14 protein-coding genes are annotated in these 20103 nt (G+C 62.8%); 13 read left to right on the top strand and 1 reads right to left on the bottom strand.

Annotated elements, in window-relative coordinates:
- Nucleotides 1-251 precede the first annotated feature (251 nt).
- From paaN to pcaF, 4 genes are all read left to right on the top strand, one after another.
- Complete coding sequence (gene paaN / locus NFV80_RS02850) at nt 252-1913, top strand: phenylacetic acid degradation protein PaaN (RefSeq protein WP_296757763.1); 1662 nt, start codon at nt 252-254, stop codon at nt 1911-1913.
- A 173-nt stretch (nt 1914-2086) separates the two neighbouring features.
- Entirely contained in the window at nt 2087-2878 is a 792-nt protein-coding gene (gene paaG / locus NFV80_RS02855; RefSeq protein WP_296757765.1) for a 2-(1,2-epoxy-1,2-dihydrophenyl)acetyl-CoA isomerase PaaG, read from the top strand.
- Nucleotides 2879-3338: 460 nt separating this feature from the next.
- Complete coding sequence (paaK, locus tag NFV80_RS02860) at nt 3339-4664, top strand: phenylacetate--CoA ligase PaaK (RefSeq protein WP_296757767.1); 1326 nt, start codon at nt 3339-3341, stop codon at nt 4662-4664.
- Nucleotides 4657-5862, top strand: a complete 1206-nt coding sequence (gene pcaF, locus NFV80_RS02865; protein ID WP_296757769.1) for a 3-oxoadipyl-CoA thiolase — start codon at nt 4657-4659, stop codon at nt 5860-5862. Before paaK ends, pcaF begins: the two co-directional genes overlap by 8 nt.
- A gap of 57 nt (nt 5863-5919) precedes the next feature.
- Here the strand turns inward: pcaF and NFV80_RS02870 are convergent, their stop codons facing one another.
- On the bottom strand, nt 5920-6942 hold the full coding sequence (locus tag NFV80_RS02870; RefSeq protein ID WP_296757772.1) for an AraC family transcriptional regulator: 1023 nt from the start codon (nt 6940-6942) through the stop codon (nt 5920-5922).
- 177 nt (nt 6943-7119) lie between these two features.
- On the opposite strand from NFV80_RS02870, the gene NFV80_RS02875 reads away from it, so the two are divergent.
- From NFV80_RS02875 to NFV80_RS02915, 9 genes are all read left to right on the top strand, one after another.
- Nucleotides 7120-7560: a MaoC family dehydratase N-terminal domain-containing protein gene (locus tag NFV80_RS02875; protein ID WP_288127027.1), complete on the top strand. Its 441-nt coding sequence runs from the start codon at nt 7120-7122 to the stop codon at nt 7558-7560.
- Nucleotides 7561-7572: 12 nt separating this feature from the next.
- Nucleotides 7573-7989: a MaoC family dehydratase gene (locus NFV80_RS02880; RefSeq protein WP_288127029.1), complete on the top strand. Its 417-nt coding sequence runs from the start codon at nt 7573-7575 to the stop codon at nt 7987-7989.
- A gap of 51 nt (nt 7990-8040) precedes the next feature.
- The gene (locus NFV80_RS02885) at nt 8041-9732 is read left to right on the top strand and encodes a long-chain-fatty-acid--CoA ligase (RefSeq protein WP_296757775.1); all 1692 of its coding nucleotides are present in this window, start codon (nt 8041-8043) and stop codon (nt 9730-9732) included.
- 34 nt (nt 9733-9766) lie between these two features.
- Nucleotides 9767-11449 (top strand): alpha/beta fold hydrolase, encoded by a 1683-nt coding sequence (locus NFV80_RS02890; protein WP_288127033.1) that lies wholly within the window; start codon nt 9767-9769, stop codon nt 11447-11449.
- A gap of 109 nt (nt 11450-11558) precedes the next feature.
- The gene (gene phaZ, locus NFV80_RS02895) at nt 11559-12404 is read left to right on the top strand and encodes a poly(3-hydroxyalkanoate) depolymerase (RefSeq protein WP_288127035.1); all 846 of its coding nucleotides are present in this window, start codon (nt 11559-11561) and stop codon (nt 12402-12404) included.
- Between the two features lie 116 nt (nt 12405-12520).
- Nucleotides 12521-14905 carry a 3-hydroxyacyl-CoA dehydrogenase/enoyl-CoA hydratase family protein gene (locus tag NFV80_RS02900; protein ID WP_296757777.1) on the top strand — a complete coding sequence of 795 codons (2385 nt, stop codon included), beginning with the start codon at nt 12521-12523 and terminating at the stop codon, nt 14903-14905.
- Between the two features lie 37 nt (nt 14906-14942).
- Nucleotides 14943-16139 carry an acetyl-CoA C-acyltransferase gene (locus NFV80_RS02905; RefSeq protein WP_296757780.1) on the top strand — a complete coding sequence of 399 codons (1197 nt, stop codon included), beginning with the start codon at nt 14943-14945 and terminating at the stop codon, nt 16137-16139.
- A gap of 142 nt (nt 16140-16281) precedes the next feature.
- A complete protein-coding gene (locus NFV80_RS02910; protein ID WP_296757782.1) occupies nt 16282-18384 on the top strand; it encodes a 3-hydroxyacyl-CoA dehydrogenase NAD-binding domain-containing protein in 2103 nt (700 codons plus the stop codon).
- 216 nt (nt 18385-18600) lie between these two features.
- On the top strand, nt 18601-19902 hold the full coding sequence (locus NFV80_RS02915) for an outer membrane protein transport protein (RefSeq protein ID WP_296757785.1): 1302 nt from the start codon (nt 18601-18603) through the stop codon (nt 19900-19902).
- Nucleotides 19903-20103 lie beyond the last annotated feature (201 nt).

The raw sequence follows: 20103 nt of genomic DNA on the forward strand, positions 1-20103 counted from the left end.
TCTGGCCAGAGATCTGTCGAAATCAGTTGCCAGAGATTTATCTATAGGATTTAACAATCGAAACTTGTCGACTCTGGAACACTTGGCTGGCCATCGATACACTGAGGAATCATTCGCATCGATTTATCGATACGAAGCGTTGACAGAAGCGGCCGTTGTTTGTAACGTTTCTCATTAAACAACTGAAACCATCGATCGCCCGGGTCCATTCGATGCGAACCGGGCTCATGTCAAACCCGTTTGGAGGAACTATGGCTCACCCGTTGTTGGAACGGCACCGCGAGACTTTGGATGCCGCCCTGGATGCGATACGCACGCGCGGCTACTGGTCGGCGTACCCCGAGATGCCGAGTCCCAAGGTCTACGGTGAATCGGCTATGCAGGATGGCAAAGCCGCCATCGACGCCTTGCGAGGCAAGGAGTTCGCGCTCGAAATGCCGGGTCGGATCGGTTCCGTCGCATCGGAATCGTCGCCTTACGGGGTCGACCTGTCGATCAGCTATCCCGAATGCGACCCGCAGGCGCTGATCGATGCGGGTCTCGCAGCGATGCCTGCCTGGCAGCGGATAGGGGCAGACGGACGCACGGGAATCTGTCTCGAGGCGCTGCATCGCATCAATCAGCGCAGCTTCGAGATTGCCCATGCGGTGATGTTGACGACGGGTCAAGGCTGGATGATGGCTTTCCAGGCCGGCGGACCGCATGCCCAGGACCGCGGTCTGGAAGCGGTAGCCTATGCTTGGCGTGAGATGTCCTTCGTTCCGGTCGAGGCGGTCTGGGAGAAGCCGCAGGGGAAGAATCCGCCTTTGCGGATGCAGAAGCATTTCGAAATCGTCGGCCGTGGCGTCGCACTGGTGATCGGTTGCGGGACTTTTCCGACCTGGAATACCTATCCGGGCCTGTTCGCTGCGCTGGCGACGGGCAATGCGGTGATCGTCAAGCCGCACGAAAACGCAATTTTGCCGGCGGCGATTTCCGTCAGGATCATTCGCGAAGTGCTTGCGGAAAACGGGATCGATCCGAATCTGGTGTCGCTTGCGGTGACTACGAAGCGCACTACGACGCAGGCGCTCGCGACGCATCCTGCCGTAAAGTCGGTGGATTTCACCGGCGGCAACGCCTTCGGCAAATGGCTGCTCGATAACTGTCGGCAGGCACAGGTGTATGCCGAACTGGCCGGCGTCAACAACGTGATCATCGAATCGACCGATGCGTACTCGGCGATGCTGAAGAATCTCGCATTCACCCTGGCGCTCTACTCGGGACAAATGTGTACGACGACGCAGGCGATCATCGTGCCGGCGGCGGGGATCGAGACCGACCAAGGCCACAAGAGCTTCGACGACGTTGCCGCGGATCTCGGCGCAGCCCTCGACGGCCTGTTGGCAAAACCGGAGGTGGCTACGGCGATCCTGGGCGCCATTCAGTCTTCGGACACGCTGGCGCGCATCGCCGAGGCGGCGACGCTTGGCGAAATCGTCGTTGCCTCGCGCAGGATCGAGCATGCGGAGTTTCCTGGGGCCGAGGTGCGCACGCCGATCGTCCTCAAGTGCGACGCCGCCGCGGAGGCGGCGTACATGCAGGAGCGTTTCGGACCGATCAGTTTCGTCGTGCGTGCAGAGAGCGCCGCCGCTGCGATCGCGCTGTCGGAACGGCTGGTGCGCGAACACGGTGCATTGACGGTTGGACTCTACTCGACCAAGTCGGAGATCGTCGATGCCGTTACTGCGGCGACCTGTCGCTCCAGGGTCGCCTTGTCGATCAACCTGACCGGCGCAGTTTATGTCAACCAGTCGGCGGCGTTTTCCGACTATCACGCGACCGGAGGCAATCCTGCGGCAACCACCTGCTATGCCGATGCGGCCTTTGTCGCCAGCCGCTTCCTTGTCGTGCAAAGACGGTACCACGTCTGACAGTCCGCTCGCGGTGGCGGGCTTGCCGATCAAGCAAGGTCACGCACCGCGAGATGGCTCGCCGGCCTACGCACCTGCAGCGAGATCCACCGCCGGATGCATTCTCGCTGGCTCGCGCGAATGCATCCGGCGCCAGGGTCTTTCCCCAACCATAGTGAATCGAGGTAGTGAGCATGGCTTTCGAGACTATTCTCTTCGCAGTTTCCGACGGTGTCGCGCGCCTGACCTTGAACCGACCGGATCGACTCAATAGTTTCACGGAGCAGATGCACGAGGAAGTGCGGGCGGCGCTTGCGCTGCTGCGCCAGGAGAGCTCTGTCCGGGTCTTCGTTCTCACTGGCGCCGGACGAGGCTTTTGCGCCGGGCAGGATCTGGCTGACCGCAGCGTGCTTCCTGGCGAGGCGCCGGTGGATCTCGGGGCCAGTGTCGAGAACAACTACAAGCCGTTGGTCCTGGCGCTGCAGAACATGCCGATCCCCACGATCTGTGCGGTGAACGGCGTGGCGGCCGGTGCCGGTGCCAACCTCGCGCTCGCCTGCGACCTGGTGATCGCTTGCCGGTCCGCCTCGTTCATCCAGTCGTTCAGCAAGATCGGTCTGATCCCGGACACCGGCGGGACCTACGTTCTGCCGCAGCGCATCGGTGTCGCTCGTGCCATGGGCCTGGCCTTGCTCGGGGACAAGCTGTCCGCCGAGCAGGCTGCCGAATGGGGTCTCATCTGGTCCTGCGTGGACGACGCGCAATTCACTGCGACCGTAGACCGCCTTGCCGCGCAGCTCGCTCTGGCGCCGACCAAAGCGCTGGTGCGCACGCGCCAGGCGATGCGCGCCGGCCGCCTGAACACCCTGGAGCAGCAGCTCGACCTCGAACGCGATTTCATGCGCGAGCTCGGTCGAAGTGATGACTACCGGGAAGGGGTAAGCGCCTTCATGGAGAAGCGCGCGCCACGCTACACGGGGAGTTAGAGGGGCGTTGGCCGGCCGCCATGGCGGCCGAAAGTCGCTGCGGCGGGGAAGATCGGTCGGCGGAGAGGCTGGATCCGGCAACACCGCAAAGGTTTCGTGCAGGAACGACAAGCAACCGCCACCTGACCGCGTGTCAAGTGGTGGCGACCAGGACCACACCGCGCGGACCAGGACGGCAAGCCAACGCGATCGCGCTTTGCACCAAGGCGACGCAACGCACCCACCTTGCAGGAGGAGTCAGAGTGAGAGAGCATGCTTGCCGGGACCAAACAAGCGCGTCCGGCGCAATGATGTTCCTTGCATCTGACGGCCTCCTTGAGATGAATCAAGAAAGCAGGAAATTTTGGCAGTCGCCAGCAAGTACGGCGGCGGGGTCGGCAGCAGGGTGGCTAAGCGTCGCCCGACTGCTCGCACACTGCCGGTGCAGCATCACAACGTCACATTTTGAGAGGAGGAGACAATGACCAGCAAGAGGCCCCAGCCGGGAGAATTGGAGCCCATCGAAACCGCCAGCCGGGACGAAATCTCGGCCCTGCAGTTGCAGCGTCTGCAGTGGTCCCTGCGCCATGCGTATGACAACGTTCCGCATTACCGGCGGACTTTCGCCGCCGCAGGTGTTCATCCGGACGATCTGCGTAGCCTGGAGGACCTGGCGAAGTTTCCTTTCACGACCAAGGCGGATTTGCGGGAAAACTATCCGTTTGGCCTCTTCGCGGTGCCGCGCGAGAAGGTGGTCCGGGTACACGCGTCGTCGGGGACCACGGGCAAGCCGGTGGTGGTCGGGTATACGCGCAACGACATTGACATGTGGGCCAACGTGGTGGCCCGTTCGATCCGCGCCGCTGGCGGGCGACCCGGCGACATCGTGCATGTCACCTACGGCTACGGTTTGTTCACCGGTGGCCTCGGCGCGCATTACGGCGCCGAGCGTCTGGGATGCACGGTGATTCCGATGTCCGGCGGCAATACCGAAAAACAGGTGCAGATCATTCAGGATTTCAAGCCCGACATCATCATGGTCACGCCTTCGTACATGCTGGTCATCGCCGAGGAGTTCGCCAACCAGGGCCTCGAGGCCCGCGACTCTTCATTGAAGGTGGGGATTTTCGGAGCCGAGCCCTGGACGAATGAGATGCGTCACGAAATCGAGTCCAAGATGGGCCTCGACGCGGTCGATATCTATGGTCTATCCGAGGTGATCGGCCCCGGCGTTGCCAGCGAGTGTGTCGAGACGAAAGATGGCCCGGTGATCTGGGAAGACCACTTCTACCCCGAAGTCATCAACCCGGAAAGCGGTCAGGTGTGTGCCGACGGCGAGGAAGGCGAACTGGTGTTCACGTCGTTGTCCAAGGAAGCTTTTCCGGTCATTCGCTATCGGACACGTGACCTGACCCGCTTGCTGCCGCCGACGGCGCGTTCCTTCCGCCGCTTGGCGAAGATCGTTGGCCGTTCCGACGACATGCTGATCATTCGCGGCGTAAATCTGTTCCCGACGCAGATCGAGGAATTGATTCTCCGGGATGAGAAGTTGTCCGGCCAGTATCAACTGGTCGTGTCGCGCGACGGCCTTCTCGACCAGGTGGAGGTGATGTGCGAGCTGCAACCAAGCATCGCTGCGGCCACTTCGTCGACCGAAGCCGAGGCGGTGGGGCGTCGTCTGCAGCAGAGCATCAAGGCGCTGATCGGCGTTTCGACGAAAGTCAGCGTGCTGCCGCCGAATACAATCACCCGCACCCTGGTTGGCAAGGCAAAACGGGTCATCGACAAGAGGCTGGCAGATGGTTGAGGCGTACATCTGCGACGCGGTACGAACCCCCGTTGGTCGTTATGGGGGTAGCCTTTCGACGCTGCGCACCGACGATCTGGCCAGCCTGCCGATCCGGGCGCTGGTCGAACGTAATCCGGGAGTGAATTGGGAACAGGTCGACGATGTGATCTACGGCTGCGCCAACCAGGCCGGTGAAGATAACCGCAACGTGGCGAGAATGGCAGCGCTGCTTGCCGGACTGCCGGTCGAAGTTGCCGGCACCACGCTCAATCGCCTTTGTGGTTCAGGCCTCGACGCGATCGCGCAGGCCGCTCGTGCCATACGCTCGACGGAGGCTGACCTGCTGATCGCCGGTGGTGTCGAGAGCATGTCGCGGGCGCCGTTCGTCATGGGAAAGGCGGAAGCGGCCTTTCAGCGCGGTGTCGACGTGTTCGACACGACCATCGGCTGGCGTTTTGTCAATCCCAAGATGAAGGCGGCACACGGCGTCGATTCGATGCCGGAAACTGCCGAGAACGTGGCCGGGGATTTTGCCATCGGGCGCTCCGATCAGGATGCCTTCGCCTGGCGCAGCCAGCAGCGCTGGGCGGCGGCTGACGCCGCTGGCCGCTTCACCGACGAGATCGTCGCGGTCGAAATCGCGCAGAAGAGGGGCGAACCCAGGCGCTTCGTTCGTGACGAACATCCGCGTCCGGACGTTACGCCGGAAGCGCTGGCGGCGCTGAAGGGCGTGGTCAGGAGTGGCGGTACGGTGACCGCGGGCAACGCTTCCGGAGTGAACGATGGCGCCTGTGCGCTGATCGTCGCCAGCGAAGCCGCGGCAGTGCGTCACGGCCTGGTTCCCAAGGCACGCATCGTCGGCGCCGCCGTCGCCGGCGTGCCGCCGCGGATCATGGGGATCGGGCCGGCACCTGCTAGCCGCAAGCTGCTCGCTCGCCTTGGGGTGCGGCTGGCGGAAATTGACGTGATCGAGTTGAATGAAGCGTTTGCGGCGCAAGGTCTGGCCGTATTGCGGCAACTGGGCCTGCCGGACGACGCCGAACACGTCAACCCGAATGGTGGTGCCATCGCCATTGGTCACCCCTTGGGAATGAGCGGGGCGAGACTGGCGACGACGGCGACCTACGAACTTCGGCGACGCGGTGGCCGCTATGCCCTGTGCACGATGTGCATCGGAGTCGGGCAGGGAATTGCAATGCTGCTCGAGCGCGTCTGAGCTCTCCGTCGTGCATTCGGGCGGCGATTCCTGCCGCCCGGCGTTCGCTTGGCTGCGTCAGGTTTTCAGCGCGCGCTGCCGATAGACGCCGGGCGCGACTCCGGTCCACGTCTTGAATGCCCGATAGAAGGCGGCGGCATCCGAGAAACCGATCTGTTCGGCAATCTCCTCGATCGACAGTCGGGAATGGTCGAGGCACTCGATGGCCACGTCGCGGCGCAGGCCGTCCTTGATTTCCTGAAAATTGGTGCCTTCTCCGAGCAGCCGGCGGTGCAAGGTGCGCTGCGAGAAGCCGACGGCGCGTGCTGCTGCCGCGATGTCGACGGGGGCGGGCAGCGCATCTCTCAGGATGGCGCGGATTTTCTCGCTCAGCAGGTCGGTGGCACGATATTGCCAGAGCAGATTCCCCGGCGCGGCGCGCAGGAACTGGTGCAGCGAATCGACGTCCTGGTTCACCGCCCGGTCGAGGTAATGCACCGGGATGCCGATGGCCGACGACGGCATCGAAAAGGAAATCTCGCCGGGAAACAGGCGCGCGTATTCGTCGCCGTGGATCGGACGTGGCCCCGTGAAATGCACTCCGGACAATTTGATGCGCTCACCGATGAGCCAGGACGAAAGGATATGCAGGCTCTTGAAATAGACGACGGGGAGGAAGGTCGGATGCCTCTCGGCAGCGCTCGACTGCCCGCTCAGGGTAATCCAGGCGGTCTCACCCTCCCGGCGGAAAGTCAGGTGAATTTCATCGGTCAACAGCCGGTGTGCCTTGATCCAGCGCGTCAGCACGACGTACAGTGAGAGAGCGCCAAACAGCGATGCGCGGGCCAGGAAGACGAAAGCGCCGCGGCGCAGCGGCTGGTCCAGGTGGCCCATCATTTCGTCGTCCAGGCCGTCCATCAGTGACAACACCAGAGTCTGGTACTGCGCCCCCGAGATGCGCGCCAATGGCAGGTCGATCAACTCGTGCCGGATGTTGCAGCGTTGCAGGAAAGGCTGGGGATCCAGACCGCGCAGTGCGAGTCCACCCAGAGTTTCCCGCACGAAGCCCATGTGCACCGAGATCGGCGGCGTGCTCGTCATCGAAGCGGTCCTCGATTGGTTGGCAATTTTTGCAATTCTAAGGCGTTCTGCGCAATGGTGCGCGGGCGGCGAGTTGTTTAGCATCTGCGACGTGGGCTATGGCGAATTACCGTAGATTTTCGATAACCCGGGTACCTGATCGCACGCGCGGGTGGTACCCGATTCAGTGAGGCTGAGATGATCGACAAGAAATGGATTGGCTACACGGGACCGGAGGTTCGCTTTGATATTGAACGCGGAAGGCTGAGGTTCTTTGCGCAGGCGATCGGCGAAAGCAATCCCATCTATGTGGACCAGGATGCCGCCCAGGCGGCCGGCTACCGCGACCTCCCGGTGCCGCCGACATTCCTGTTGGCAGCCGACCTCGACTCGAACGAACTGTTCAGCACCTTGGCAAGAATGGGGGTATCACTGGGAAAGATCCTGCATGGGGAGCAGGGTTATACCTATCACCGCCCAATCTGCGCCGGCGAGTCGGTGACGGTACGTTCGAGGATTTCCGACATCTACGACAAGAAGGGGGGGGCCCTCGAATTCATCGTGCGTGACTCCACCGTAAGCAATGCCAGCGGGGAACTGGCGGCGGAATTTCGCAGCGTCATCGTCGTGCGCAACTGAGGAGATAGTGAAATGGTCGAACAGCATGCAGTGATCAACGTTGGCGATGCCATTCCCGAATTGCAGTTGCCGCCGGTTACACGCACCACTCTCGCATTGTTTGCCGGTGCCTCCGGGGATCACAATCCGATCCACATCGACATCGACTTTGCGCGCAAGGCGGGAATGCCCGACGTGTTTGCGCATGGCATGTTGGGCATGGCCTGGCTGGGGCGTCTGCTGACTGCCTGGGTGCCGCAGTCGCAACTGCGCACCTGGTCCGTGCGCTTTCTCGGCATTACCCATCTCGGCGATCGCATGACTTGCAGCGGGAGTGTCGTCGAAGTGTTCGAAGAGGACGGCGAACGGCGGGCGAAGCTCGAAATCAAGGCCTGCAACCAGGATGGCGACGTCAAGATCGCCGGTGACGCAGTGGTCGCTTTGCCCTGATCCCTCGGACGCAAAGTCGGAAGGCCACGGCAACGATCAATACAGGAGGCAATGACCGTGCTGGGACAGATGATGACCGAGCCGCTACTGCTCGCCCGCGTGCTGACGCACGCCGAGAAGTATCACGGCGACGAGGAGGTCGTCAGCCAGATGCCCGGGGGGCAGGTGCATCGCTACACCTATCGCGACCTCGGGCGGCGCGTGCGGAGCACGGCCGGGGCTCTCGCCGGCCTTGGTCTGCAGGCGGGCGCCTGCATTGCCACTCTCGCCTGGAACACCTATCGGCACCTTGAGCTGTATTTCGCGATTCCCTGTCTCGGCTCGGTTTGTCACACGATCAACCCGCGACTGTTCCACGAGCAGATCGTCTATATCATCAACCACGCCGAGGATGCGGCGCTCTTCTTCGACGTGAGCTTCGCGCCACTGGTGGCCACGTTGCGCTCGCGCTGTCCGACGGTGAAATACTGGATCGCTCTCGCCGAAGCGGACGGTGTCCCGCCGGAGACGCCCTTCGCCCAGTCTTATGAGGCCCTGCTGGCCCGCCAGCAGGGTTTTCCGGAGTGGCCGTCGTTCGACGAGAATACCGCCTGTCTGCTTTGCTATACGTCGGGAACGACCGGCAACCCCAAGGGGGTGCTGTTCTCGCATCGCACCACCCTGCTGCACAGTCTGGCGACGGCATTGCCGGACGCCTTGGCGGTATCGGCCAGCGAAGTCGTCTGCCCGGTCGTCCCGATGTTTCACGCCAACGGCTGGGGTCTTCCTTTCACCTGTCCGATGGTTGGCGCCAAGCTCGTGCTGGCCGGGATGGACACGGATGGTGAAAGTCTCTACCGCCTGTTCGAGGCCGAAGGCGTGACCTTCGCCGGCGCCGTTCCCACCGTCTGGCAAGGATTGATCGACCACCTGCAGGCGCACGGGCTGCGCTTCAGCAGTCTGCGGCGCTTCCTCGTCGGCGGCGCGTCGTGCCCGCCGTCGATCATTCGCACGATGTGGCAGGACTACGGGGTCGACGCCTTGCCCGGTTGGGGGATGACGGAACTCAGCCCGATCGGTACCTTGACCGCGGCCAAGCGCAAGCATTGCGCGCTGGGCGGCGAAGAGCGACTGCAGTTCAAGTCCAGTCACGGTCGGCCGCTGTTCGGTGTCGACCTGCGCCTGCGCGGGATGCATGGCGAGGAGCTTGCCTGCGATGGTCAAAGCGTGGGCGAACTGCAGGTGCGCGGTCTCTGGACGGTCGACCGCTATTTCCGGAGCGAGCAGAGTGCCCTGGTCGACGGCTGGTTTTCGACCGGTGACATCGCGACGATCGATGGCGACGGCTACCTCAGGATCACCGACCGTTCCAAGGACATGATCAAGAGCGGCGGGGAATGGATCAGCTCGATCGAGCTGGAGAGTATTGCGACGTCGCATCCGGCTGTGGCCATGGCCGCGGCGATCGGCGTCGCCAGTGGCAAGTGGGGCGAGCGTCCCTTGCTCGTCGTCGTGCAGCGGTCCGGTGGCGAACCGTTGACCAAGCAGGAGTTGCTCGCGTGGTACGAGGGCAAGGTTGCCAAGTGGTGGATACCGGACGACGTGCTGTTCGTTCCGGAGCTGCCGATGACGGCAACCGGCAAGCTCTCGAAGCTCACGCTGCGCAAGCAGTATCAGGACTATCGACTGCCCGCCGAGGGCGGAAGTCTTCGCAACGGCGCAGGTCTTGCGGCAACGCCTGCTCCGACGGGTGGGCGATTCTAGGTGGTGGGTGACAATTCAACGAAAGGAATGGGCCATGAGTAGGGTTGCGAAAACGGACAGGACAATGGCGGAAAAGGCGGAAGACATCGGTTGGGTGCCGCCGATGCTCGGCTTCGAGAGCCGTGGTTTCAAGGAGACTTTGAAGGCGGTGCTGGCGTCGCCCCTGCGTGATCCGGCCAGCGTACTGAAGCACCAGGCCGCGCTAGCCACGGAAATGTTCAAGGTGCTGACCGGGCAGTCGACGCTGGCCCCCGAGAAGAGCGATCGCCGATTTGCCGATTCGACGTGGCAGGATAACCCGATGTACCGGCGCATGATGCAGGCGTATCTTGCCAATACCAATTACTGGCAGTCGGTGGTCGACGATCTCAAGGTCGAAGAGACCGATCGCGAGCGGGCCCGCTTCTTCATCTCCCTGTTCACGGACGCGTTCTCGCCGACCAACACGATGGCACATCCGGCGGCACTCAAGCGCATGCTCGAAACCGGCGGTGACAGCCTCAAGCGTGGTGCCAAGAACATGCTGAGCGATCTGGTCAACGAAGGCGGAATGCCGAGCATGGTCGACAAGACTGCTTTCAAGGTCGGCGAGAACCTCGCGATGAGCGAAGGCGCGGTCGTCTACCGCAATGATCTGATCGAGCTGATCCAGTACAAGCCGCTGGTGCCGCAGGTACGGCAGCGACCCTTCTTCATGTTGCCGCCTCCGATCAACAAGTTTTATATCATGGACCTGACGCCGGAGAAGAGCATGATCCGCTACCTCCTGCAAAAAGGGCAGCAGGTCTTTATCGTCAGCTGGCGCAATCCGAAGCCCGAACACAGCGAGTGGGATTTCAACACCTACGCCAGCGCCGCACGCGAAGCGCTACTGGCGGCTCTGGACATTTCGGGGGCGAAAGACTGCAACATCTGGGGTGGTTGCGCGGGCGGGATCATCGGCTCGGTGATGCTGGCGCAAATGGCTGCGCGCAACGAACGGTTGGTCCATTCCTTCACCCTCAACGTCACCATCCTCTACATGCCGATGGATTCGCAAATGGGGATCATGGCGACCGAGGGGCTGCTCAACAAGGCTCGCAAGCACACGGCGAAGAAGGGGGTCCTGGATGGCAAGGAAATGAGCCGGATGTTTGCCTGGCTGCGTCCCAATGATCTGGTGTGGAGTTACTGGGTCAATAACTACCTGCTGGGCAACAAGCCACCGGCGTTCGACATCCTGTACTGGAACTGTGACAACACGCGTCTGACGTCGCGCTTCCATACCGAGTTGATGGACATCGTGGCCAACAAGTGGCTGGCGCATCCCGGCGAGTTCGAGTCGGGCGGAATTCCGATCGATCTGAAGAAAGTCGACTGCGACGTTTTCGCCATGGCCGGCGACACCGACCATATCACGCCATGGAAGAACTGCTATGAATCGACGATGTTCTTCGGTGGCAAGTGCGAGTTCGTGCTCAGCAACAGCGGACACATTCAGGCAATGATCAATCCGCCGGGCAACAAGAAGTCGCTCTATTTCACCAATCCGGCCCGCGTCGCCAGTCCCGAGGAATGGCTGGCCGGTGCCAAACCGAACCAGGGCAGCTGGTGGGATCGCTGGATCGTCTGGCTGACCGAGCGCTCCGGAGATCTCGTCGCGGCGCCGACGGCTTTGGGCAATGCTTCCCACAAAGCGATGGACCCGGCGCCGGGTACCTACGTGCTGGAGCCGTGAATGACCGCCGAGGGCTGCGCGCCGCGAGCAGACCGCCGCCCTCGCCATCCTGCTTTGGGCAGGGTGTGACAACCGGCGCCTCGGCGCCAATACGAAGACGAGGTTGACGATGAAAATCAGGATGGTCGACGTGGGGAAACAGCGGATTCGGGCGGCCATCTGGCCCGCGAACCGTGAGGGCGGCACGCCATTGCTGCTGATCAACGGAATCGGTGGCAGCATCGAAGTGCTTCGACCTTTCGCGGAGCAGTTCCCGGAGACCGAGGTGATCGCCTTCGATGCGCCTGGTACCGGCGCTTCGGCGACACCGGTAACGCCGTTGAGAATGCCGGGTTTCGCGAAACTGGTGGCAGGCATGTTGACGCAACTTGGCTACGGACAGGTGGATGTTCTGGGGGTGTCATGGGGAGGGGCGCTGGCGCAGCAATTCGCGCACAGCTTTCCCGGACGCTGTCGTCGTCTGATCCTGGCCGCCACTTCCACCGGCCTGTTTGCCGTGCCGGGCGACCCCCGGGCGTTATGGAGGCTCATGTGGTCCAGTCGCTTCGACGATGCGGAGTCGATCGTGAAGCATGCGGACACCATCTATGGCGGTGTGTTTCGCAAGAATCCGGAGTGCGCCCGGGAGCACATGAGCGAGATCGTTCCGCCGCGCACCCTCGGCTATCTTGGGCAACTTTTCGCCATCTGGGGCTGGACCAGCGTTCACTGGCTGTTTACGCTGAAACAGCCGACGCTGATCATGGTCGGCAGCGACGACCCGCTGGTGCCGTCGATCAACGGCCGAATCATGAAGGTCCTGATTCCCGATGCCGAGCTCGTGGAGCTGGACTGCGGTCACCTGTTCCTGGTTACCCAGGCGGAGCTGGCGGTACCGATCATCCATCGATTCCTTGGCGAGCGTCAGCGCCGCGCTGCGGTGCCGGCGCTGCTGCCGGCACCGCGTTCGCATTGACGACGGCTTGTTGATTGGCGTCGCGCTCGCTTGCGGCAACTGCAATGCCGGCGCAGGCGAGCGCCAAGCCCTTTTTTTGAGCGGCGCATGATGCGCCGTCTTTCTGGAGGAGAAGCATGAGTTCGCAAAGTCTAATGATTCGCAGAGCGGCAGTTCTTGGGTCCGGGGTGATGGGCGCGCAAATTGCTGCGCACCTCGCCAACGCGGACGTGCCGGTGGTCCTGTTCGATCTGGCTGCCCGCGAGGGTGATCCCAGCGGGATCGTCAGGAAGGCCGTCGAGGGGCTGAAGAGAATGCAGCCCGCGCCGCTGGTTACGCGCGACCGCCTGGCGAATATCGATGTCGGCAATTACGATCAGCATCTCGATCAATTGCGCGACTGCGATCTGGTGATCGAGGCGATCTCCGAAAAGATCGAATGGAAGGTCGACCTGTACCAGAAGATCACGCCCTACCTGAACGACACGGCGATCGTCGCCTCGAACACCTCCGGCATTTCAATCAACCAGTTGTCCGAGGCCTTTCCGGCCGCGCTTCGTTCGCGCTTCTGCGGGGTGCATTTCTTCAACCCGCCGCGCTACATGCAACTGGTCGAGCTGATCCCGGCGGCCACTACCGACGCAGCCATGGTCGATGCTCTCGAAGCCTGGCTGGTGACCCGCATGGGCAAGGGTGTCGTGCGCGCCAAGGACACGCCGAGCTTCGTCGCCAATCGTGTCGGCCTGTTCTCGATCCTGGCGGTGATGTATCACACCGAGCAGTTCAAGCTCGGCTTCGACGAGGTCGATGCCCTTACCGGGCCGCGCATCGGCCGTCCGAAGAGCGCCACCTATCGTACCGCCGATGTGATCGGCCTCGACACTCTGGCGCACGTTACCGAATCCCAGCAACAGACGCTGCCGAGTGATCCCTGGCGCGACCATTTCAAGGTTCCTGGCTGGCTCGCCGCTCTCATCGGCAAAGGCGCGCTGGGCCAGAAAGCCGGTGGTGGTGTTTTCCGCAAGGCGGGACGCGACATTCACGTTCTCGACATGACGTCGCTCGAGTACCGGGCCTCGGGTGCCGGCGTGGCGCCGGAAGTCGAACAGATTCTCCGCAATCGGAATGCTGCCGAGCGTTTCTCCGCCCTGCGCGCCAGCAGCCACCCGCAGGCGCAATTCCTGTGGGCGATGTTCCGTGACGTTTTCCACTACTGCGCGTTCCACCTGGCGGAAATTGCCGACAACGCTCGCGATGTCGACTTTGCCATGCGCTGGGGTTACGGCTGGGCGCAAGGCCCGTTCGAGATATGGCAGTCGGCCGGCTGGCAGGCGATCGCCGACGCGATCGCCGCCGACATCGCCGCCGGCAAGGCCATGTCGAACGTTCCGCTGCCTGCCTGGGTTGCCGCCCGCGATGGCGTGCATCAGGCGGAAGGCTCGTACTCGGCGGCCGAACAGACGCTCAAGCCGCGCTCGACCCTGCCGGTCTATTCGCGTCAGCTTTTCCCCGACCTGATTCTGGGCGAGAAGCACCAGCGCGGCGAAACCCTGCTCGAGAACGACGGTGTCCGCATCTGGCGAATGCCGGCGGTCGACTCGCGGATCGCCATCCTGTCGTTCAAGAGCAAGATGCACTCGCTCGGCAAGGAGGTAGTCGAGGGAATTTACCAGGCGGTCGCCATGGCCGAAGCGGATTTCGATGGCCTGGTCCTCTATCACGAGCCGCCGTTCGCTGTGGGTGCCAATCTGCACGAGGTGATGCAACTGGTCAAGGCGGAGCAGTGGGACGAACTCGACAAGGTCGTCGCGCATTTCCAGGGAGCGACGAAGGCACTGCGTTTTGCGCAGGTGCCGACGGTGGCCGCGGTCGACGGGATGGCGTTTGGCGGCGGCGCCGAGGTGGCGATGCACTGTGCGCACCGGGTGATGGCGCTCGAAGCCTACATCGGTCTGGTCGAAGCCGGTGTCGGTCTGATTCCGGCGGGCGGCGGCTGCAAGGAAATGGCGCGGCGCGCGTCCGAGGCAGCGATGCGGCGAGGACGGCAGGACCCGTGGGAAGAGATCCAGAAGGCTTTCGGATTCATCATCCGCGGCATGACCTCGAAGAACGCAATCGACGCCAAGAGCATGGGATTTGCGGCGGAAAGCGACACCGTTCTGTTCAACGCGCGTGAGCTTCCGTACGTCGCCATACGCCAGGCGCGGGCGATGTTCGAAGGCGCCTATCGGCCACCGCTGCCGGCGCGCGCGATCAAGGTGGTCGGCCGTCCGGGCAACGCAACCTTGCACATGGACCTGGTCAACCTGCGCGAAGGCGGATTCATGAGCGCGCACGACTACGTCGTTTCCGAAGCGTCGGCACTGGTGCTCTGCGGTGGTGATGTCGAGCCGGGAACACTGGTCGATGAGGATTGGCTGCTCGGTATCGAGCGTCGTCAGTTCGTCGAGCTGCTGAAGAACGAGAAGACGCAGCAGCGCATGACCTACATGCTCGAAAACGGCAAGCCCCTGCGCAATTGAGCGACCATGTTCCACGTTGATTTTTGGAGAGTTTGAGATGAACAAGCAAATTCAGGAGGCCTACATCGTCGCTGCGGCGCGCCTGCCGATCGGCAAGCGCAACGGCTATTTCAAGACCACCCGCCCCGACGACATGCTCGTCCACGCCATCCGCACGGTGCTCGGTCAGGCGCCGGCACTCGACCCGGCGCTGATCGACGACATCGTTGCCGGTTGCGCCCTGCCCGAGGCCGAGCAGGGTCTCAACGTCGCGCGCATGGCGGCCATGGTGGCAGGGCTGCCGCGCAGCGTCCCCGGCGTCCAGGTGAATCGCTTCTGCTCGTCGGGTCTGCAGGCCGTGGCCATGGCTGCCGACCGGATTCGCCTCGGCGATGCGGACGTGATGATCGGCTGTGGCACGGAAACGATGAGCATGGTCACCATGCTGGGCAACAAGGTGGTCATCAATCCGGCCATTTTCGACAGCGACGACAATCTGGGCATCGCCTTCGGCATGGGCATTACCGCCGAAAAGGTCGCCGAGCGCTGGCAGGTTGCCCGCGAAGATCAGGATGCCTTCGCCGCAGCGTCGAATCAAAAGGCAATCGCGGCGATTCGTTCGGGAAAATTCAAGGACGAGACGACTCCGTTCACGGTCCGGTCGCATGTTCCCGATCTCGCGACCGGCGGCGTCAAGGTCGTCGAAAGGGTGGTGGTCGACGACGAGGGGCCGCGTGCGGACGCGACGCCGGAGAAGCTGGCGCTGATGAAGCCCGTTTTCGCCGCCCGGGGTTCGGTAACGGCCGGCAACAGCTCGCAGATGTCGGACGGCGCTGGCGCGGTGCTGATGGTTTCCGAAAAGATCCTGAAGCAGTTCAACCTGCAGCCCCTGGGCAGGTTCGTCAGCTTCTCGGTGCGCGGCGTGGCACCCGAGGTGATGGGCATCGGTCCGATCGAAGCGATTCCGGATGCGCTGAGAAAGGCCGGCCTGCAGAAATCGGACCTGGAGTGGATCGAGCTGAACGAAGCATTCGCCGCTCAGGCGCTGGCGGTCATGCGAACCTGCGAGCTCGACCCGGCGCGGGTGAATCCGCTGGGCGGCGCGATTGCCCTCGGTCACCCCCTGGGAGCGACCGGTGCCATCAAGGTGGCAACCTTGCTGCACGGCCTGCGTCGCGAAAAAATGAAATACGGCATGGTGAGCATGTGCATCGGTCACGGCATGGGTGCGGCCGGCATTTTCGAAGCGCTTTGAGTCGCGGCATCAGCGACCGCTGAAACTCCGGGGGCGGCGCAACCGTTCCCGGAGTCGCCGCGTACCAGGATTCCGGGGCGCGGCGTCGATTTTCTTCTTGTTTCTTTGCAAAGGGCCATACTGCCCGAGGAGAGTGCCCAAGATGGCGTCCGCAGTGATCAACTATCGTCGCGACGGCGAAATCGCCGTGCTCACGGTGGATCATCCGCCGGTGAACGCTTTGTCCAGAGACGTGCGCTCCGGTTTGCTGGAGGCGATTCGTCAGGCCGAAGAGGATGCTGCGGTGCGCGCAGTGGTCATTCGCTGCGCCGGACGTACGTTCATCGCCGGTGCCGATGTCAGCGAGTTCGATCTGCCGCCGCAGGAGCCGCATCTGCCGGAGCTGACGCAGGCCATCGAAAATGCGTGCAAGCCGGTGGTTGCGGCGCTGCATGGAACGGCGTTGGGCGGCGGCTTTGAAATAGCCCTGGCCAGCCATTACCGGGTCGCGACGGTCGCCGCCAAGGTGGGCTTGCCGGAAGTCAAGCTGGGAGTGATTCCTGGCGCTGGCGGCACGCAGCGCCTGCCGCGACTGGTTGGCGTCCCGGACGCCTTGCGCATGATCGTGGGTGGCGAAAGCATCACGGCGAAACAGGCGTTCGAGATCGGTGCGGTGGACGAAGTGGTGGACGGTGATCTCGAAACCGCCGCGATCGCCGCGGCGCGCCGGCTGATCGGGCCGGGCGTCTCTCCGCGCCGCACTGGCAGCCTGCCGGTGGCGCCGGTGGCCGCCGCAGTTTTCGATGATGCGCGCAATGCGGCGCGCGCGCGTCAGCGGCATCTGCAGGCACCGCTGGTCGCGATCGACGCCATCGCGGCGGCCTGCGAGCTACCGCTCGAAGAGGGTCTGCGGCGCGAGCGCGAACTGTTCCTGGAGCGCCGCGCTTCGCCACAGGCTGCGGCACTGCGCAATGCCTTCCTGGGCCAGAGCGAAGTGGCCAAGGTTCCGGGCTTGAGCGAAGTGCCGGCGCGCGACATCGCGCGGGTGGCGGTGCTGGGTGGCGGAACGATGGGTGGTGGTATCGCCATTTGCTTCGCCAATGCCGGTATCCCGGTCGTGCTCAAGGAAGTCGACGCGACGGCCCTGGAAAGGGGAGTGGCGACGATCCGGAAGAACTACCAGGCGAGCGTGGCGCGGGGCACGCTTTCGGAAGACGAGATGCACCGCCGGCTGGAGCTGATTCGGCCGACGCTGGCATGGCAGGACGTCGCCGACGTCGACCTGATCGTCGAAGCCGTTTTCGAAGACATGGCGGTCAAGCGCGAGGTATTCGAGCAACTCGACGCAATCGCGAGGCCAGGAGCAATCCTGGCGACCAATACGTCGTACCTCGACGTCGCCGAGATCGCCAGCTGCACGCGGCGGCCGCAGGACGTTGTCGGAATGCACTTCTTCAGCCCGGCAAACGTCATGCGCCTGCTCGAGAACGTGCGTACGGAAAGGACGGCGCCGGAGGTGCTGGCGACCGTGATGAAACTGGGCAGGAAGCTCGGCAAGATCGCGGTTCTCGTCGGCGGTTGTGACGGTTTCGTTGGTAACCGAATGCTTGCCCAGAGGACGCGCGAGGCGTGGTTTCTGCTGGAAGAAGGCGCCCTGCCGCAGCAGGTGGATGCGGCGCTGGTCGATTTCGGCTTTCCCATGGGACCTTTCGCCGTTGGTGATCTGGCGGGCCTCGACATCGGCTGGCGCAATCGCAAGGCGAGGGCGCATCTTCGCAAGCCGGGCGTACGCGACTGCGATCTGCTGGATCAGGTCTGCGAGCTTGGGAGACTGGGACAGAAGACCGGCGCCGGCTGGTACCGCTACGAGCCGGGCAATCGCACCCCGATTCCCGATGTGGCGATCGAGGAACTGATCGTCGCGCATTCGCAGCGGAAGGGAATCGTGCGCCGGGTGATCGACGATCGGGAAATCGTCGAGCGCTGCGTCTTCTCGATGATCAATGAAGGCGCGAAGATTCTGGCGGAGGGAGTCGCCGCGCGACCGGTCGATGTCGACATGGTTTGGCTCAATGGCTACGGCTTCCCGTCGTGGCGCGGCGGCCCCCTCTTTTACGCCGATCAGTTGGGCCTCCAGGAAGTGCTGGCGGCCACCGAAAACTATTGCCGGCAGTTCGGTCCCGACTTCTGGACACCGGCGTCGCTGCTTCGGGAACTCGTGGCCAAAGGCCAGACCTTCTATCAGCGGACGGTGTTGCCCGCCTGACCACGATTGTTGCATTAAAGCGACAGCTACGCAGGCAAGGACGATGCGAAATTCATTGTCTGCAGATTTTTCCCGTCCAGCGATTTACGATAGTCATGGCCGTATTTCGCAGTCCATTCCGCCGGGTGGCACGAGAACCACACGAAAACGATAACCTGGATATGGGCAATCCACTGCTTTCCACTGACACGGCGCACTTCTAAGGGGGAGTTGAACATGTCACACAGGTTTTCGATGAGGTGGATTCCCGCATTGCTTATGGCGGTCTCGTCCGGTAGCGCGGTAGCGTCCGGTTTTCAGCTTCTTGAGCAAGGCAGCGGTCTGGGCAACGCCTATGCCGGCTCGGCTGCCAAGTCGAGCGATGCCAGCACGATCTGGTACAACCCGGCGGGCATGACGCAGTTGCCGGGCGGGGCGTTTTCGGGTGGCGTGACCGCCGTGCGACCGGTTTTCAAGTTCAGCGACAGCGGTTCGCGCACGGGAGTGTTTAGCGTCGCGGGCGATGGTGGCGATGCGGGTAGCTGGGGTTTCCCGCCGAATGCCTATATCTCTTGGGCCGTAAACAAGGATTTCTATCTCGGTCTGGGCATCAACGCACCTTTTGGCCTGGCCACCAAGTACAGCGACCCGTGGAAGGGAAGCGCGCAATCGAACGAATTCGACATCAAGACGATCAACGTCAACCCATCGGTAGCCTATCGGGTGAATGAGATGTTTTCGATCGGTGCGGGTGCGAACTGGCAGAGGATCGAGGCCGACTACTATCGGCGGGCTGCGGCCGCACCCGCGGGACCATTGGCCTTGCCCTTCGTGACTTCTCACCTGAGCGTCAGCGACAACGCCTGGGGCTGGAACCTCGGAATACTGCTGACCCCGTCGCCATCGACCAAAGTCGGCCTGTCGTATCGTTCGGCCGTCTCGTACCACACCGATGGCAACATCACGCTGGTCGGCGACGGTGCCGCCGGCGCTGCCACGGCTCTCGGCTTGACCGCGGCCGGCGTGGCGAGTAACGCCAGCGCGAACATCAAGGTGCCGGACACCTGGATCCTGAGCGCGACGCAGAAGCTCAGCGATCAATGGGAGATGCTGGGCGACATTTCCTGGACCGGGTGGAGTTCGATCAAGAATATCGACATCATGCACTCTTCGGGACGGCTCGTCGGCACTACGGCCGAAGTGCTGCCAGCGGATTTCCAGAATACGTTCCGGGTCGCGCTGGGCGCCAACTACGCTTACACGGATTCACTGAAGTTCATGTTCGGGCTCGCCTACGACCGGACCCCGGTGAAGAACTCGACCTCCCGTCTGACCTCCCTGCCCGACAACGATCGCACGTGGTTCAGTCTTGGCGCCCAGTGGAAGCCGGCGAAAGAACAGACACTCGAGGTCGGCGCCGCCTATCTGTACCTCCCCAATACCGGCATCAGCCACGCCACTGCGACGGGCGGCCTTGTCAATGGCGACTACAATTCAAGTGTGTGGATTCTTGGCGCGCAGTACTCCATCGGATTCTGATCACGCCGTCTGTTTCCGTCACGAAAGCCCCGGGTTCCGGGGCTTTTTTTTTTCGCCTGGCGCTGGCGCGAGCCGCCCTTTTCTGTTCGCCTGTTGCCTGCTTGACGCTGAATTCAGTGTGGGTATAATTCAAACGTTCGTTTCATTTCTCTCGCGGCCAGGTGGCCGTGGCGATTTTCGACGAACCCACATAAAACAGGA

Origin of the sequence: Accumulibacter sp. (genome assembly GCF_023806565.1) — a bacterium.
Lineage (GTDB): Bacteria > Pseudomonadota > Gammaproteobacteria > Burkholderiales > Rhodocyclaceae > Accumulibacter.